This is a genomic window from Acinetobacter sp. 1125_18A (assembly GCF_052824985.1).
The window spans coordinates 1-17,837 of record NZ_VTDG01000021.1 but is presented as its reverse complement, the minus strand read 5'-3'; the positions used below and the strand labels follow the sequence as shown (position 1 = coordinate 17,837).

At 36.6% G+C, this 17,837-nt stretch carries 18 protein-coding genes; 2 read left to right on the top strand and 16 right to left on the bottom strand.

Translation table 11 applies throughout. From position 1 onward, the window contains the following. Positions 1-176: 176 nt before the first annotated feature. Positions 177-929, top strand: coding sequence for a hypothetical protein (locus tag FY049_RS20835; RefSeq protein WP_446084288.1), 753 nt, complete (start codon positions 177-179; stop codon positions 927-929). 263 nt (positions 930-1,192) lie between these two features. Here the strand turns inward: FY049_RS20835 and FY049_RS20830 are convergent, their stop codons facing one another. The 13 genes from FY049_RS20830 to FY049_RS20770 form a co-directional block, all read right to left on the bottom strand. Continuing rightward, positions 1,193-2,167, bottom strand: a complete 975-nt coding sequence (locus FY049_RS20830; RefSeq protein WP_446084287.1) for a hypothetical protein — start codon at positions 2,165-2,167, stop codon at positions 1,193-1,195. Positions 2,168-2,393: 226 nt separating this feature from the next. Continuing rightward, positions 2,394-2,936, bottom strand: a complete 543-nt coding sequence (locus tag FY049_RS20825) for a hypothetical protein (RefSeq protein ID WP_446084286.1) — start codon at positions 2,934-2,936, stop codon at positions 2,394-2,396. Then, positions 2,933-3,436: a lysozyme gene (locus FY049_RS20820; protein WP_446084285.1), complete on the bottom strand. Its 504-nt coding sequence runs from the start codon at positions 3,434-3,436 to the stop codon at positions 2,933-2,935. Before FY049_RS20820 ends, FY049_RS20825 begins: the two co-directional genes overlap by 4 nt. Then, complete coding sequence (locus FY049_RS20815) at positions 3,423-3,695, bottom strand: holin (RefSeq protein WP_004823278.1); 273 nt, start codon at positions 3,693-3,695, stop codon at positions 3,423-3,425. The genes FY049_RS20820 and FY049_RS20815 overlap by 14 nt, the downstream gene beginning before the upstream one ends. A gap of 60 nt (positions 3,696-3,755) precedes the next feature. After that, positions 3,756-3,986: a hypothetical protein gene (locus FY049_RS20810; protein ID WP_224963669.1), complete on the bottom strand. Its 231-nt coding sequence runs from the start codon at positions 3,984-3,986 to the stop codon at positions 3,756-3,758. Next, a complete protein-coding gene (locus FY049_RS20805) occupies positions 3,979-5,988 on the bottom strand; it encodes a hypothetical protein (protein ID WP_446084284.1) in 2,010 nt (669 codons plus the stop codon). The genes FY049_RS20810 and FY049_RS20805 overlap by 8 nt, the downstream gene beginning before the upstream one ends. A 16-nt stretch (positions 5,989-6,004) precedes the next feature. Further along, positions 6,005-6,406 (bottom strand): hypothetical protein, encoded by a 402-nt coding sequence (locus tag FY049_RS20800; RefSeq protein WP_446084283.1) that lies wholly within the window; start codon positions 6,404-6,406, stop codon positions 6,005-6,007. Beyond that, positions 6,403-6,756 (bottom strand): carboxypeptidase regulatory-like domain-containing protein, encoded by a 354-nt coding sequence (locus FY049_RS20795; protein ID WP_446084282.1) that lies wholly within the window; start codon positions 6,754-6,756, stop codon positions 6,403-6,405. The genes FY049_RS20800 and FY049_RS20795 overlap by 4 nt, the downstream gene beginning before the upstream one ends. Further along, a complete protein-coding gene (locus tag FY049_RS20790) occupies positions 6,749-7,978 on the bottom strand; it encodes a hypothetical protein (protein ID WP_446084281.1) in 1,230 nt (409 codons plus the stop codon). Before FY049_RS20790 ends, FY049_RS20795 begins: the two co-directional genes overlap by 8 nt. 52 nt (positions 7,979-8,030) lie before the next feature. Continuing rightward, positions 8,031-9,647 (bottom strand): hypothetical protein, encoded by a 1,617-nt coding sequence (locus FY049_RS20785; protein ID WP_446084280.1) that lies wholly within the window; start codon positions 9,645-9,647, stop codon positions 8,031-8,033. Positions 9,648-9,657: 10 nt separating this feature from the next. Continuing rightward, a complete protein-coding gene (locus FY049_RS20780; RefSeq protein WP_446084279.1) occupies positions 9,658-11,619 on the bottom strand; it encodes a hypothetical protein in 1,962 nt (653 codons plus the stop codon). Further along, positions 11,609-12,022, bottom strand: a complete 414-nt coding sequence (locus tag FY049_RS20775; protein WP_446084278.1) for a hypothetical protein — start codon at positions 12,020-12,022, stop codon at positions 11,609-11,611. Before FY049_RS20775 ends, FY049_RS20780 begins: the two co-directional genes overlap by 11 nt. A 2-nt stretch (positions 12,023-12,024) precedes the next feature. After that, complete coding sequence (locus FY049_RS20770) at positions 12,025-15,042, bottom strand: tape measure protein (protein WP_446084277.1); 3,018 nt, start codon at positions 15,040-15,042, stop codon at positions 12,025-12,027. A 471-nt stretch (positions 15,043-15,513) separates the two neighbouring features. On the opposite strand from FY049_RS20770, the gene FY049_RS20765 reads away from it, so the two are divergent. After that, positions 15,514-16,320, top strand: a complete 807-nt coding sequence (locus FY049_RS20765; protein WP_446084276.1) for a hypothetical protein — start codon at positions 15,514-15,516, stop codon at positions 16,318-16,320. Positions 16,321-16,349: 29 nt separating this feature from the next. On the opposite strand, the gene FY049_RS20760 is transcribed toward FY049_RS20765, so the two are convergent. Genes FY049_RS20760 through FY049_RS20750 form a run of 3 tightly spaced genes read right to left on the bottom strand, consistent with a single transcriptional unit; the run spans position 16,350 to position 17,692 of the window. After that, complete coding sequence (locus FY049_RS20760) at positions 16,350-16,787, bottom strand: hypothetical protein (RefSeq protein ID WP_446084275.1); 438 nt, start codon at positions 16,785-16,787, stop codon at positions 16,350-16,352. A gap of 2 nt (positions 16,788-16,789) precedes the next feature. Next, on the bottom strand, positions 16,790-17,071 hold the full coding sequence (locus FY049_RS20755) for a hypothetical protein (protein ID WP_446084274.1): 282 nt from the start codon (positions 17,069-17,071) through the stop codon (positions 16,790-16,792). Between the two features lie 60 nt (positions 17,072-17,131). Then, a complete protein-coding gene (locus tag FY049_RS20750) occupies positions 17,132-17,692 on the bottom strand; it encodes a hypothetical protein (RefSeq protein ID WP_446084273.1) in 561 nt (186 codons plus the stop codon). Positions 17,693-17,837 lie beyond the last annotated feature (145 nt).

Genomic DNA, 17,837 nt, shown 5'->3' with positions numbered 1-17,837 from the left:
TAAAGGAATTGGAAGTATTTTTGATTGTTTTACGACATTCTGGTAAGTATAACTAAAAATTATAAATTGAAATGTAAGTTGAGGGAAATTGACTAAGAATTATTTTAGTTGGGATGGGTTGTTGACTGTGGGTGATTAAATCTTAAAATAGTTTGAAAATTCATGAAGCGCTCTGTATGAACAATATAAATCAAGAAACTCAAAGCTATAATGAAATACCCAACACATATCAGATTGTAAATAAAGTTCCTGAAAAGCAAGCAATAGTATTGCAAAACACTAATAAGGATTATCCAATCCAACTCAGGGTTGATCCAGTTACAGACTATACTGCTTTAGGAATTACTGTTTTAGCAAGTGTGATTGTATCGATTATTGCGGCTATGGTTACAGTATTATTAGTAAAGGATTCTAATAAAAATTTGGTTAACACTCAGAGAGAATCCCAAGATAATTTGTTTAGAATGCAAAAAAAAGAATTGAATGCTAAAAGTAGAAGTGAGCGTTTAAATCAAATCAGAGAGTTTGCTTCAAATATAAATCTCATTAGCAATCAAATTCCTAGAATGATGCTAGACATTAATGCATATAAATTTCTCCAACCATCTAATGCTGAATTAAGTAATAAGGCGATTACAGATTTTCAAACGGAACTTAAAAACTTCATGAAATATAATTATAATTTAAGATTATATTTATTAGATATGAGTGCTGGAGAGAAACTTATAATCTCAAATATAGAAGAATTCATAAAAACATTAAATGAAATTTTTCCAATTGTTTTTAATATTGAGGTTTATGTTACATGGAAAAATTTTAATGAAGACTTTGAAGGTAATAAATTAAAGCTCCTATCAGATAAAATTGCTAGCTCGATTGAAAATTACTTAAAAGAAGAATGGGATAAGATATTGCAACTTTCAGAATAAATTAATAAGCTTTAATTAGGTATGGTCATGAATTAATAGCCTTATTCTTCGCATCATTCAAAGCACAACACTCTTTGTATTTAGCAACAGTGTCAATGATCCAAAGCGTGATTTCTTTGCCCCGCCCTGACTCAAGTTTTAAGAGTTTAGGGCAAGGTAAAATTCAGTTATTGATATGAAAATATCTAAAATTTCGCATAAGTTGTATTATGTTAATTTTAGGAAAACTTATTGCAAATGAAATCATATGTATCAGATTTAGATTATTGTTTATCGGCAATTACTTTATCAAATTTAAATAAAAAAACTTGATCTCCCTCAATTGAAATCGCATCGGTTTTCTCACCCCAACCATAATCACTCCCATATTCACCTCTAATTTCTTCTTTATCAGTTATTAAGGTTAAGCTTTCTCCAATCAAATACATATATCGAGTTAACCCTCTGTCATATAATCCATCACTCCCTTTAGGATAAGTCTTGAACTTCACATGGTTATAGTGTGAATCAAGAATACTTACGAATGCTTTTTCCGCATCAGCAATAATTGATATTGTTTCTAAAGTCGTTGGCTCTGTTGATTCATTAAGCTCTTCTATTGACTCTATTTGAGCAATATGAAGTGGGTCTACTCCAAAAAATAATAAAATAATTTCATCAGTTAATCTTGAACCTTCATTCAATGAAGATTCATTAGACAATATCCGAATTCGTTTCTCATGAGCATTAGTAACTAATCTAGTTAAACTGTCATCTGCTTTTGATATTCCAACATAGTGTAGATTAAATTTGGTAAATTTCTGAAAATTTTCTAAACCGTCAATAAACCTACTAGCCCTTGATTTTTCAAAGATTGTTTTATCAACTGTAAACCAATTTATAATCTTTCTTTCTCCATTTTCTAATGAAATTGACCATATTCTTAACAATTTCTTCCCCATTTCAATTTTAATTTTAACTTTTTCCTGGTCAATTAGGTCATGGTATGGTTCTAATATTTCATTCAACTTAAATACCCCTTCATCACAGGCATCACCACATGTTAAAAGAAATTCAATGGTATCAGTATTATCTAAAGAGTGATTAAAAGTAAAAAAGGCCTCAGGACGCTGGCAAATCATATAAAGGTTGCTTTTAGATAGTGAGTCTCTGACTTCAGGATCATCTTTAATCCACTCTGCTTCCTGATTAGATATTGGTGGATAAACTAAACGTAGAGTATTTATTTGGCTTCGCATAATAAGGACTAAATCTCAATTTTTAAGAACAATAGATTTTTTGAGAATTGATAATAACTTAGCTAGGGATATAAAGATTAAAAAACTAAAAAATTTCTTTTGAATTAACTTAATAAACCTATTATTTTATTAAAAATACGGTTCAGATATACTTTTTAACTTACCTTCCTCTTTAACATAAAAGCTCTTATTCGAAGTTTCAAAATTAGATTTTTCCACTAAATAACTATCTATTTAACATAATGGGCGTTATGCGAATTAGCCCTCTCTCAGAGGGCCACGCCTCCATCAATTTTTCTGCATCAGCTGCGTGTCCATCAGCTTTTTCTGCCACTGTTCGATATCTAGTGATGCAGTTTTCGAGTATCTCACTATTGGTATTGGTGTACTCAATGATGGTTTCTTTGGTAGCACTGGACAAGCGACTGTTTGCAACCTTGAGTTGCTTTGACAAGCTGTTAGCACTGGCATTAGCAAGGCGACTATCAGACTCAATTTGCTTAATTTTGGCATTATAGTTTTGCTCCGCTTTTAACTGTTGTTCTGACCATTGTTTCTCTTTGAGTGCTGCAGTCGCTTTTGCTTGTTCTGCCAATGCCTTAGCTTCTGCAACTTCTGTTTTGTATTTTGCATTCAACAATGTGTATTCACTTTTAAAATGATTTACACGCCATGATTGAATGCCTAAACCTGTTATGGCCAACAATAAAAAAACCGCCATTGCGATAATGACGGTTTCATAAAATTTTGCTAAGAATGCTTGCATCATTGCGCCCCCATACATTTACTATATCGGTCCTGCTGCCTTGTCCAAACACCATAACAACCATTGGAGCGAATACTACAATCACGCTTTGCAACGTATTTGTATTTAAGAAGTGATGTGCATGCTTGTTTGTATTGCCCTGCTTTCAGATTACGAAGCATCGATGAGCCATTCCAATTTGCTTGGCCATAGTTGTAAACGAAGTCTAAGTACACATCATATTCTGTTTGAGTGAGCTTCACGCCTTGCAGTGACTTTCTAAAAGCTACTTCGTCTTTTGCTATGTGAGCTTTGGCAATTTGAACAGCACGTTCTTTAGTGATTGGCTTATCAGTCATTTTGACTTTTGATCCGTTTTCATAGGAAGTGGACCCGATACCGATAGTTGCTACTTTTGCACTATCTAAGTATGTCTTTGACTTGTACCCCTCATAGCCAATTAAAGACGTAAAAAAAGCAGCCGAAGCTGCTAAACCAACCGCCCAAACTTTAGTTTTTGACATTGCATTCGTCCTTTAATTTTAAGATTCGTAATTGATGTTCTGCTTTACGCATTTCGTGCTCTACTTTTTCACGTCTATTTTTAGCTATCGCAAAGTACAGCTGAATAAATAAGCCTATTAATGCCACGCATAAACCGCCCCAAGCGATTACATCAACCTTGGCCAAGAATGCGAAGAATGATGTAGCGCCACTTGTAACTGTAACTTTTTGAGTGATTGCGACCGCACTCGCTTCAATTGCTGCCTGCGTTTCAGACATGTAACCCCCTTTTTTTGGCAATAAAAAAGCATCCGATTGGGTGCTCATATTTGGTTAATTTCATACTTCTATCTGAACCACAGTGCCCTCTGGTGCAGATCTTTTGATTTCATTATTCGAGATAAATACTCGATCACCAGTTTTGTATTCAACTGAACTGGTGCACATCACTAAGCCTGAATTATCAGATACTAAGACTTTGTAATTTGGGTGATTTGATGAGGTGATTACACCCACAAATTCAGGTGTTTTTGGCATTAGATCCATTAGTCGTTTTAGTGCATTACTCATTCACTGTGCGCTCCACCTTAATTGATTGGCTCACAACAGCATAATTATATGAAACACTAACAGCATCAACTATGCCCCACCACTCACCATTGAACGCCAAGATTTCACCTGGTATACATTCCCCGATTTCATGAGTAATTGGAAAATCAAAATCATGAGATTCAACTTTGCCTGACTTGGCCAGTTTAGATTTACCAAATCCCCCCATGCTTACAGCATTGAATAATGGATTGCTTACAGGCTCCAATAAAATATCACCTGCAGTGTCACGTCTACGGATTTGACCAACATTGCCGTTTCTAGGATTTGTTAAAGTGATTGCGTTAAAATCCAGCAACTCATCAAAACTATCACCATGTTGAATCACAATGCTTTCAGGTAAATTTCGATCATAGTTATCTAAATTTAAGGTATCCCAAAAAGTCTTTTTATAAAGTGGTCTGATTGAAACTGTATTACTTGATTTTTCACTATATAAAAAGCCCCCCCCAGCTTCAGCAATAAGCTTAATCGCATCGATTGGCGCAAGATTTGTATAGCTCAAGCTTTCAGTTTCAACAATCCAGCCAAGCTCATCAATAAGCTGCCAATCCAATGCTGTTTCACTATTCACTCGATCTATTTCAGCTTGGGCAAGTTGTACTGAAGTTCGTTCATTTTCTTGCAAATAAGAGCGTACAGGTGAGTATTTGCTTTCAAGGAGTGCTGTCTGACTCCGTCCAGTTAAGTTGTATGTAGTATCAGCAAACTTTTGAGATTTTGAATATTCTTCATACATCATCATGTGAATATTCCCATTCACATTGATTTTTAAAATATCTCCCTTTTCGAGCTTCAACATTTCAGGCTCTGTAACTGTCAAGCTGTAAGACCAACACCATCGGCTGCGATCGGTGCTGTAAGAGCCATTAAGTACCTTAATCTCTTCATTTGTACGTGTATTAATAATCGATACTTCATTCACGATATACCACCAATTTCTATTAACAATTGAGGGAATACATTCATCAACACCAAAATTTAATATTAGATTGTGGGCATCAATTTCAGTGCAAGAACAAATAAAATTAAAATCTGTATCTCCCTCAAACTGCGGTTTTTCAGGTTCTGGCCAAGGGGTAATAGAGTGCTTTCTATAATGTACTGGCTTGGCTTTATCCCAAGCAAAGTTACAAGTCGTAACCAGCTCTAATCCCATATCCCAATCGATTTGATATTGCCTTTCAAAGTGCTGAGCCACTTCAAAACTATAAGTAAACTGCTTACGTTTACGAACCAACTCAACCCAATCAATAGACCTTTGAATATGTAATTTATTTGACTCATCAAAAACCAAAGATTTCGTTATTTTGATTCGTTGATTGTCTTGCCATGCTATGCATGAATCTGATTTCAATCCTGTAGATTCTTCAAAGATCAATTTAATAGAATGGCTTAGACTTGATGCTTGATCATGTTTAATCTTTGATTCATGAGTAATGCTTATACCATGGTCATAAAAAAAAGCACTATTGAGCGCCTTAAGAATAGGTTTTGAAAACTTTAAGCTATTGCTTCTTAAAATTTGTTTAGTGAATTGATAATTTGCATTAAGTTCAGCAAAGATACCCAGATTAAAATTAATATCAAATTGAGCATCTAAGTTTGGGATGAAACTCGTATTGAGGTCAGCCTCAATTGTGCAGAACTGATCAATTCTAGCGGCTTCAATTATTGCAATAAAACTTGATGAGACTTCACACGCCAGTTGGCTAAACTGACCTTGAAGCACTACAATTTCAGTATAAAACCCAGTCTGCAATTCAGCATCTAGTAGGTTTAATGTGAAGCTCTCAGCGAAAATTTCTGAATTGAATGCTGTGTAGATTTCAGCAATTAATGACGCTTCTTGAATCTCGTCTAAACCGAAATTTAATACAAGATTATGAGCATCAATGCTTTGAAGTTCATCTTTAAAATTTAGGTTGGCTTGCAGTGAATCAGGTGGCGTATAGTTCGGCACATCTACACCCCTTTATTTATTGAAGCGTTGGTTTTAAGACAATGGAATTCAACATTAAGGTTGAGCCAGCCACCAAAGTTGGGTTGTTTAAAGTGATATGAGTGCCCACTTCAAAATCAGCAACCGCTTTGCCTGCAGCTGAAAATAAACGAGCAAAAATAGCTGTACCGTTTCTCAGCACGATTGCTGCATCAGTTTGTTGTAGTTCGATGCTGTCAGCATTTAATTTCTTAAAACATGGCTTGGGCAATGTCATTGTAACCAGACGCTTTGATTCATCAGCTTCTATAGTAGTGTTTGTTGGCTTAGCACTACTATAAAAAACAAAGGTAGCATTTTCGCTACCTTGATCAATATAGTTTGTCAGAGCTTGAAGTTGAGTAAGCCCAGCTTCAATTGATGGTATTACTGCGCTCATTTCGCTTTTACTCCATCTGCAATTACAGCGTTATACTCTCGTTTTGGATCAAATGCCGTTACGAAGCATTCAAGCCCCGCAGCTAAGTTTCTAAATGCATATGATCCGTCGGACTTAGATAAAGTGGTCCATAAAAGCTGTTTATTACTTCGCTTAAATACACAAACTTCAACACCTGGATAAATCACATTTAGTTTTTTAGTGCTTCCTTTAATTTGCCCAAAACCTTGGTCACTATTAACAACCGTGAAAAAAGGCATCTGTAATTTCAATATTTGGTATCCAAGATTTTTTAATTTTGAATAATCAGGACTATAACCACCAGCAAAAATTCTCATAATTTTAAGCAATTTTTATCTCCTCAATAGGAAATGCTAAGAACGATGTTCTTGATCTACTCCCTCCGCTTCCAGAATTTGAAATAACAATATTTGAGTTAAAATCTATATCTTTCGTGATGAGGGGTAAGCTTGTTTTACCAAGTAGTGGTGCACTAGCATCATCCCCATACAAACACATGTACACGCCATAACAAAAACCCAAATGTTGAGAAGTAGCTCGTTCAAAAAATTGTAAAGGCATAGCTGTTGTAGTGTTGAATGAATCAATTGATGAACTTAAAACTGAAGATATGGCTTTATTACTACCTTCAGTTAATCCATTTAACATAGTGTTTTTATTTTCGAAAACAACACGTATATTGCCAACTGTTGCATAACCATTATCACTATAGCTGTAAAAATTCCCGTAATTACTCTCACCATATGAAGAGGTTGCAGATGGAGTTTTTCTTGCGATGATAATTGGATAGCTTAATACTTCATAGTTGAAGGTAGCAATTGGTAGAATTCCGTAAATCTCAATAGGATAGGGAGTTGCCCAGCAGGCTAAAATAGCAAAATGATATAGGCTACCTACACACATCGCTTTACCGTAATTTGAATAACCTTGAGCATATGTATAATTATTTGCTTGGTTACTGGCTTCATAACCATCCCATCTTGGTAATGCTGCTGCACTTGGTGTCATTACTTCTTTCGTTAACTGAAATGCATTCGGATCATTAATAAATCCAGTTGATAAGTCGAAGGTTTTTCCAATACAAATCGCTATAGCATTACGATGTGCAGCATTATCTTGAAAACATAAACGGACATATCGATCAGTGTCATCAATATGTTTCATTTTATAAACATGGATATTTAATTGCTCATACATGAGTTGCCAGCCAAGTGGTGCAACAAATGTAGTGAAACCACCTGAAATGGTTGTAGGCGCATTGTCTATTGTTATTGTCACAGTGTTGCTTGTCACACTATCAATCACATATTCGCCAGTTAAATTAGGGGCATTTAACTTAAGCACCCGGTCAGCAACATAACCATGATTTACTCCATAAGTTAAAACCACTTGATTGCCTGTAACCACTACACTTGAGACAGTCTGCGTGTTGTACCCTTGAGCAAGCATTTTCTTAAAACGATCGGGGAATAGGTTTTTAGAACCTGCACAAAAATCCAATCCTACATCTGAAAAGTCAAACATTTTGGTTTGCGTTTGCTTCATAGCCATTTGTTTTACTCATAAAAAAAGACCGCTTAAAGCGGTCATATTTGAACTAAGTTTAAATTACACGATCAATATCGCCACGTAACATCACTTGGAATTGATCTGTAAGCTCTGTTGGTTCTGATTGTTTGACTGTGCGTATTGCCCAGACTGGGTACATTGATGAGATCGAGTTAAAGCGTAATATATTACTATTCGCCCAACCGGTACCCCAACCCTCTTTTTTAATTACAAAATATGGGACCAAAGTAATCGGATTGATTGGCGCAAAATCAATATTTGTGCTGCCTGTACCCACTTCACCCGAATATTCACCCACACATTTGAAAGTCGAGCCACTGACAAACACAATCGCCCAGCGCTCTTGAATCGCACCTTTATTCATCATTTGGATTGGATAAATCGCATCATTGTAATTTGCTGAAATTGCACCACCCGAGGCCTCATCTGCCCAAACATTATTCCAAGTTTGTTGTATAAACTTTTTAGTGTAACGTGCCTGCATCTCATCAATAACCAGAGCAGAGCCTACAATGGTATTTTCTGCATCATAGTTATGTGTAAGTTGCTTAGTAAATGTAAGTTGCCCATTGATCTGAACGTCACGTAACAAGCCCATATCTTGATAACGATATTGAGCCGTAAAAGGTGGTGTAAGCGCATTTACCGCAAAGTCACCTGAAAGCGTAAATTTACCATAATCATAATCAACTACATATTGATCGAATGGAACTTTAATCCCTTTTGAATCAATCAATTCACACCAAGAAATACGAATGTCTGGCAGCTGATAAGCTTTACCCGCCACATGATCTGGCATTGCATAATCCTTGCTTGCACTTACAACGCAGATCCCCCCAATTCTGAAAATTGGCACTCGGCCATCAAGTGGTAAGCGTGTTGCTGATAATCCCAAAATCTCAGCATCTAAAGGGATATAGGTATAAGCTACAGCGTTATATCGGGCAGACGAAGCGTCAATCCACACGGGAACATTTAAATACGTCTTTGTTGCTTCCTCATACTCAAGTAATGGGTCATACCAAGGTTTAGCTTCAATTTCAGGTCGATTCGCAACAGTGATTTCTGTTTTAGTGTAAAAGTAGATTTCTACAAAACCAGTATCATAATTAATCTTGCCGTGTGCCCGACTTGTTTCAATCACCCCGTTTTCATCGGCTGTTAGAGTCATCTGACCAAAATCCATAGATGAAATCACAACAGTTAAAGATTGTGGTCGAATTGGAATGATCGGTGTTCTGAAGCTAAGTTTATTTACAGGTGGCAGATCAGTTGTCGTCGTTAATGATTGAAGCACAACAGTGTTGTCGATGTTCGGCGTCCACGTATCGAGTTCAACAACACCATTGCCGTAATAAATTACTCCCGATGCAATACCACTATTTGTCGCTGAATCGACATTTCGATATAAAGTGCCTGTGCGATCAAGAAAAGTATCATTTCCTATTTTGAAACGAACCGATCCATTTAAAATTTGCTCATCGTATCCAGATGACAGGTCGAACTTAACTTTTTCTGCAATGATATTTTGCGTTGAAGAATTCACACTTGATGTATCACGATAACGTACCTGAACATTGGTTGTGGAATAAGCCTTAAACTCAACTTCTTTCCCTTGAATGCTAGAGGTTTGTGGTGAATAAAATGACATATTTCCTCACTTAAGCTGTTCCATACACAGCAGTAGCTGTATATAGAACCTCAAATACACGCTTAATTAATTTTGGGGTGACTTCACACTGCCCAGAGGCATAAGTGATTGTGCCTTGCGCTTGTCCTTGATCATTGACTAAGTTACCGATACTCGCACTGATGGGTGTATCAGTGAGTTGAACAAACTCTGTCGAGCCATCAGGAGTGCTTACAGGCATATTTAAACTCACACTATTGGGCTGAATCGGTGATCCGGTACCAATGGTAAATACAAGTTTTTGTCCAGCATCTGGTTCAATATTTGTTCTATTTTGAGTTTGTTGTGGTCCAAAGTTATAGGTCACAACAAAACTAGTATTTTTCTGTGGCAATTTCACAGGGATGATTTCACCAATACCTGTTGTGTAATTAATTGAACCTGTTGCATCCCCTGTAAACTTTCCTTGTGCATTGCTGACAGCTTTTTTAGCAACACCCTCAAGCAACCAATCTACAGTTACACCAGGAGCAATCCCCTCTTTTTCTAACTGAAAAGAGAACGTTGCTTTATTCACGGGTAATCCAGAACGTATGAAAGTGACTATTGGTGTTCCCCACAATAACAATATTGGCGAACCTACATCAGGTAAAGCCCCAGCTGTCAGTGTCCAAGATCCAGTTTCATAATTAATTCGACCAGAGCCAAATGAAGTGCTTGAACCTTTTAATTGCCCAGAGCCATCATCTTTTAACTCATAGAACTTTCCTTGAGCCATGTATGAAATCGATAAGCTACCCGGTGCAGGAATTGGAACTAAAACCCCTGTCCAGTTTGTGCTTTGATTATTTTGCGTGACAGGAATGGAATAACTTTGAAAATATTGGCTAGGCGCTGCAGCAGGTGTAAAGGTAATAGCTAGTGTTGTGCTTCCAGTCCCTGCAGATGCTGTCCATTGAATTAGACCGCGCTGATAATCAATCGTTCCAACTTGAGTACCATGCACATTCTTGAGCAATCCGCCCTGGTCTATAACTTGCTGACCAAACAAGCTGAATGAAACACTTGAAGGCATTACACTGGAACCAATGTACAGGTTCTGACTTGTACCAACTGTTGTAGCAAAATTTGCAGAAATTGCGGCTGAATTACCAGGTACTAAAACAACACTCTCACCTGCAGCATTAACATCAACTATCGGTGATTCAGTTTGTGCTGATGGAATAAGCTGAGTAAACACATCGCCCACATTGACTGTGTATTCGCCTAGTTGTGCATCTGTCTTTAGTTTTTTGGATGAATAGTACAGGCCTGTATCAGCAACAAGCGTGTCACGTATAATGGTTTGACTCTTATCACCTGAATACCATTGTTTTGCTGATAACCCGACATAATCTTGATCAAGCGGATCATTCAATGAGTAAGTGGCAATCTTATACTCAACTTGTTTACCATCGACAATCATGATTGCAATACGAGTTTCAACCTTAGTGATTCGTACATATTGCTCATGTTGCAGCGCTTTACCTTCATTCGATACAAGTACAATCGTATCACCCACAGATGATTCAACCTCTTGCGGAAACATAACCGCTTGAAGAATCTTCATGCCTTGATAGTGTGTGTCTTGTGGGATGCCAGCCATTTGACCACCTTTAGCCAAATAGTTTTCAATGCGGTTCTGAGCTGATTTACGCTGATCTGTCCAACTTCTTGTACTGAATAGAAGCGCTGACACATTTGGATCCTTCGGCAATTCAGAGACGAATACTGTGGCACCCATAAGCTTATCTGTATCAGCAGTTGTGACAGCTGGAAAAATCTTTCGAAGTGACACATTCCCCATGGTTCGGTCTAATTCTGAAATATCATCAAACAGATTATTACTTAAACCATCAGCTATGATTTTTCCGTTGTATTTTCCACCACCGTCATCATTATCCGTTAGTCGCTCTGGTTCATAAATCACCAAGTCTTTAGTTTCAATCGGCATCACTTAACTCCAAAAATCGCAATGTCACGTTATATTCGTCATCATCCGAAACAGATGGATGCTCAAGCACTGGTTTGGCTTCAATTGCTTTGTCTTGATGATTGAAAACAACATTAAAAGTGCGTTTATCATGAAAGTAATTAAATTGAAGTTCGAATTTTTCTTGCAGGACCGACCAATCTTTTAACTTGCTTACAATATGACGTTTAATCCATGCCATGTTTTTATCAGCAGTAAGTGAGATTGGCCGACCAGACTTTTTTTTGCCCTCTTGAATAATGAAAGCGCCATCAACGGCATAGTCCTGTTTTTGTTCAATAGGGTTCCAATCAAACTCATCAGACCATAAAAAGCCGTCAGACAATGTGACGGCTTCAGATGTACTTTTTCGTACTAGTTTCATGATTAAGTGCTCTTTTTGATAGTTTCTAATTCACTCAAGATATTTTCCATAACATCTACATCATTAGATGTTCCAGTCAAAGATGCAGTTTGCTTACCATTCGTTATTTCTAAACGCCTAGTTGAAGTAGGCCCTGTTGTTACAGATGTATTACCAGCATATTGAGTATATTTCTCCAATTGCTCACGGACATAGTTTGCATTTGAAGTACCACCACCACCGCCAGCAAATGACCCAACAACATCTAAACCATTCTTAGCAAGCCATGAAGTGGATGCATTTCTATATCCACCGCCTAGCTTAGATCCGTCAAGAATAGTCCGAGCAATTTCAGCGGCTTTCTTATCGTCATAACCCATTGCTTTTAACTCTGCCTCAACACCACTTTGATCGAATGCTAAGCGTGTTTTCTCGCCCTGAGTTGTTGCATGCATACTGCCAGTTTGAGCTTCGAGCGCCTTAGCCCAAGCTTCAGATGAAGAGTGAGCTTCTTCACGAGCGACATCACCTAGGTCCCTAAAGCTTTGCTGTGCACCATAAGTCGCATTACTGACTCGTTGCATAGAGGTTTCCATTTTATTGGTTGCCTCTACAGTTGCCTTTCCTGTGCTATCAATTTGGATTTCAAGGTTTCGACCTGCACCCGCAGCATTAGCCATGGCTATAACGCTTGTATTACCTGATAATGCGGCAGCTTGAGCAGCTTTTTCATAAGCTTTTTGTACACCTTCAGCTGTTGCCTTGCCACTATCTCTCACGTTAATAAAATCCATCATTGCTTGTTGTGCAGCAATTTTTAGATTCTCTTTAGTTTCAATGCCAAGTCGCTTAAAAGATGCTGTAACTGGATCTATAGCATCAGGAAGTTGCTGAGCTTGCAGTTTTATAGCAATCAAACCTTGCTCAACTTGATTTGTCGAAATTTTCCCTTGTAAGCCAAAATCTTGAAGTTTTGATTTCGCAAGATCTATTTCAGCTTGACTCTTTGCTTTTTCAAGCCACTTTAACCAGGCCTCATAAGTGAGATCACCTGCTTGCTTTCCTTTTGCTCCAAGCTTATCAACACCATTTGCAAGATTTACAACATTCGTTTGATTTGCTTTAAATCCCTCAGAAACTCTGTTTAATGAAACATCTAGATCCAAACCAAGTGCAGTAGCTGATTTACGCGCTTTATCCGCAGTTGATTGAATTCCTGTTGCTACTTGAGCATTACGCACATTTCGAGCTGCATTTAATTCTGCTTCTTTGGCATCAATCGCCGCTATTGAGTTTTGAGCAGATAATAGAGCATTTAAATCACCTGATTTTTTTGCATCCTCAATTTGCTTGGCAAGCGTAATTTTTTCAACTGCACTCGTTTTTAAGAAGACTTGATAATCTGCTTCAGCTTTCTTTGCATTTTCAATTGCAAGCTCATTTGCCTTTGCATTTTCCTCAGTGGCTTTTTTTGCTTCAAGCATTGATATAACAGCTACTTTGCCTGCTTCATCTAATGTGACCATGTAGCCTTTAGAGGTAAGTTCAGCTTGAATAGTGCCATCCAGCACACCATTGTTGGCTGCGATTGCGGCTTCCGCATAGGCTTTTACTGCAGCTATTTTTTCTTCTTCGCTGGTTTTTTTCCCATTAACTTCGGCTTTTTGATCTACTAACAACTGATCAAGTTTAGCTTTAGAGGAGGCTACAGTATCAGCATCTTTTTCTTTTTGTGTTTTTGATATCGCTTGAATGGCTTCAATGCCTTTGGATTGATATCCCATGGCATCGCTTGAAGCTGTTGAATAATGCTCTTTAGCTTTTTGATTTAGCTCCTCGTATTCTTTTAATGCTTGGTCCTTAGCATCACCTAGTAATAGTTTTGACTTCCAATAGATGAAGGCTGCCGCAACATCATACACAGCCCCAGCCAGTAAATTTATTCCTATTTTAATGCCTGTAAAGCCATCACTAATAAAACCTATTACAACATTCAATGCCTGGAAAAGTTTTGTAAGACCATTGGTTTTATCATTAACAGTATCAACACCACTATCAAAACCTGCAAGACTTACAAGCATTATGTTCAGCAAGTCACCAGTTACAGAAAATGCCTCTCCAATTGTAGATGCTACATTTTTTAGTGCATCATATGCACTCATTAAGGCAGTCTTTAATGCCTCAATTGTTGCTGGATCAATCTTTTTAAGCTGGTCTCCAATCCAAACAAAACCTTCTCCAATATCTTTTAAAACAAAATCAAGATCTGAGATATTATCAGCAAGTAGCACAAGCCATTGCGCAACTGTAGATGAAGCACCGTTTGCCTGATCCATTTTTCCTATTAAAATTTCCCAACTTGTTGAGATTCTTTGAAGTGCATTACTTATTGTAGTGGGAAACTTATCATAAGTTGCTTGAACAGAAGCTGATTGGCTTTGCAGGGCTTTTACCACACGCTCTGAAGAAAGCTCACCAGCTTCAGCCATCTTCCGAAGCTCTCCAGTGGTAACGCCTAAACCTCTTGCCAAAGCTTCGGCTAAACCATAGCCACCCTCCATGATACTGTTAAATTCCTCACCACGGAGAACGCCACCTTGCATAGCTTGAATAAATTGGGTAACTGCTCCATCTGCTGCCTCTGCTGAACCACCACCAATTTTGATTGCTTGTGTAACTGTTTTTGTAAGGTCTAACGCTTGTTGTTGCGTTATCCCCATATCTTTACCCACTGCATTTAGTCGAGTAAATAAATCTGCAGTTGTGGTTAAATTGGAGTTTGTAGCAAGCGCAACTTGGTGTACACCTGCCATTGCTTGATTAAAATCACCACCATCTTTGGTGGCTATATTAATTCGAGCTGAAAGGTTTGTGTATGAGTCCGCTGCTTGTGCCAAACCCTGAACACTCAAGCCAACACCTACAGCTGCCATTGCAGCAACTAAGGCATTTACAGCGAATTTAGCGCCATTCATTCCTTGCTGTAAGCCAGCGGTATTGGCTAAAAGATTTAAGCGAAAATCTAATGATCCTGAAGCCATACATTCCTCAACTTTTAGATAGACATAAAAAAACCACCTAAAGGTGGTGTGTTAAATTAAATTTTAAGTACTAAAAAACGCTTAGAAGCAATTCAAAAAATTATTAAGTGGTACTAATAATTTCATTTTTTTTAAGTTGGATTAGCCAAACACTTATAAAAAGTACATCTATTTACCATCAAGCAAATCAACTCTCATATGAATCGTGATGTAGTATAAAATTCATATTTTATTGAAAAATAAACTTTAATAATTGATTTTTTTAAAGTATTATCAATATCACAATAATTCATTTCGTAATTAAAATATTCTCGCTTCTAGATTTTAGTGAATCAACACAACAAACTTTATCGTTTCAGATGAAAGAATTTTGAATATTAAAAACATTAAGGACCTATATCTTTAAGTTTAAATTGTCCATTTGAATTGTTAATTGATCCCCTTACCCTTGACTTATCTATTTGGAAAAAAATGAAAACCAATGTCATCTTTGCCTGGCCAGTCTTAACTACAATTTTTACTTCATTCCTTTATTGGAGTGGCTATTGGTACTTTCTGGGATACACTGATTTTTATGACTATCAATTGAAAGTATTCGATATGCCTCTCTCAACACTAATAATTGAGGGTCTATCTCAAAATGTTAGTCATGTTATATGGTTAACTATAATTTTATTGCTTATTTCATTTATTACCAGCGTTAATAAAGAGCAATGGAAGTATGTAACCTTATCTTCTTTATCAATAACTATAAGTATACTTATGTTTACAGCATATTTATTGAAACCTTTGTTTTCATTAACTCCAAACTTGGGAATTTCTTCTAGAATTCAAACTTTTAATCCACCTTGGTTAATTTCTTTTAAAAATTTTTTAAAGATTCCTGCTCGATATTTAGTTTATGCAGTCGCTCGGACAAAACGATATATAAGATTGAATAAATTAACAGAAAAAGATATACGTAAACAGTCTTTTACATCTGTTCCTCCATATAGCTTTTATTTTTCCGTTTGTGTTCACTACATAGGTTTGATATTCCTACTAGTGTGTTTACTTTGTCTATTTAAATCAGCTGCTGTGGTTGGAATGGCAGCTAAGAACGAAGCAGCTAATGATTTTAAATTTTTTAATAAAATGTCTAAAGTAGTCCTAAAAGAGAATCCACAAACAGATTACCGAAATACCGGTGTTTGTTTCAAAGGGTTTTGCTTAATAACAGATATTAAAAAGAATGTAATAATGCATGAGATGAAAGAAACAGAAGTTAGAAGCAACTAATCAATATGAATAAAGCACCAAAAGGTGCTTTATTCATAAGTATTTCCGCATTTCAAACAAACCCATGTTCGACTATATGCCTTTATTTCTTCTTTATTTTTTTCACCTAAAAAAATAAATAACTTGTATAGACTAAAGGATATCAATAACAATATTGGTAATCCAATGACTGCACTCATCAAATGTCCAGTATTAAAACTAGATATAACAAATTTTAAAGTCGGTATCCAAAATAATATAAACAAGATACCTGTAACAATTATTGGTATTTTGCTTTTTTGTGGCGGGGAACAAATTGCTGCTAAATGTGATTGGGAAAAAGATCTCCCTTTTCCTACGCCTAAGCCAATAGTACCTCTTGTCGAAATACCAACTCCAGTTGATCTCTTTTGACCTGTTCTTGTACCGCTAGCCCAAACTATTTGCTTTTTTTTAGTATTATTAGAATTACAACTTGGACATTTCACTATCAACGCTCCCACTGAATTCTATAAATTTTGCCCTCTAAAACAGTGATGGTGTACTTGAGACCATCAATGCTGTAATAAAAATCAGTAAAAAACACTAATTTTCCTCTGGCATCTCTGCCTGAGTATTCATATTTTCCATCTGGGTGACCTAGCTTAGACATCATTGTCCCAACTGAATCATTGTATTCAACAATATCAGTGGTTGTTCTAATGCTACGAGCATCAACAGCAAAGGCATTCGCTGAACTTAAAAGAGCAAGTGCTAATAATATTTTTTTCATAAATATCCCCTTATTATGTGAACAGGATATCTTTTGAATGTTTGTTGTGCAATGTGAAATTTATGAACCTTTCATCTCGTTTGAAAATTTCTTATAACCATTATTGTCTGCATGATATGAAACACGCATTGTACTTCCAAGGCTTAATAATGAATTTCGTTCATTACGTTGTGCAGCCTTTAAGTATTCAAGGAAGGCACCAAAACTATAATCTAAAATATCTTTGTGACGATGGCCTTTGCTTATCAAAAACTGGAAAGAATCAAACCATGTGTTTTCTGTTTTTTCAGTAGATTTTTTCCCATCTTGCTGATCAAAGTAGGCTTTATTAATCGTCAATACATCTGCAAAGATTGAAAGAAATACATCAGCATCGGTATTCATGATATTCGCATAAAATTTTTCATCATGAATTGTTGTAAGTGAGCAAACCATAATGGCTGCTACAATGTGTTGTTTTACAATTGATTCAAGATTTTCATTTGAATAATCTTGTTTTAAGTCTTTACGAATCATTTCAGCAAAATGCGACCATTGATCCAAGTCTCTTACAGTGATTTGCTTGATTTCAATATCTTCATTAAATACAGATCGATTAGACGCTAAAAAGAATTCATTCATTTTAATTACTCGAAAACAGGCACAAAAAAAGACGCTTATGCGCCCCTGTGCCTGCTGTCTTAATTACGCTGCTGGAATTGTTACAACATGGCCATATAAACCAAGTGTAGGATCTAAACCTTTTTGAGTGTCGGAAAGTGCCTGT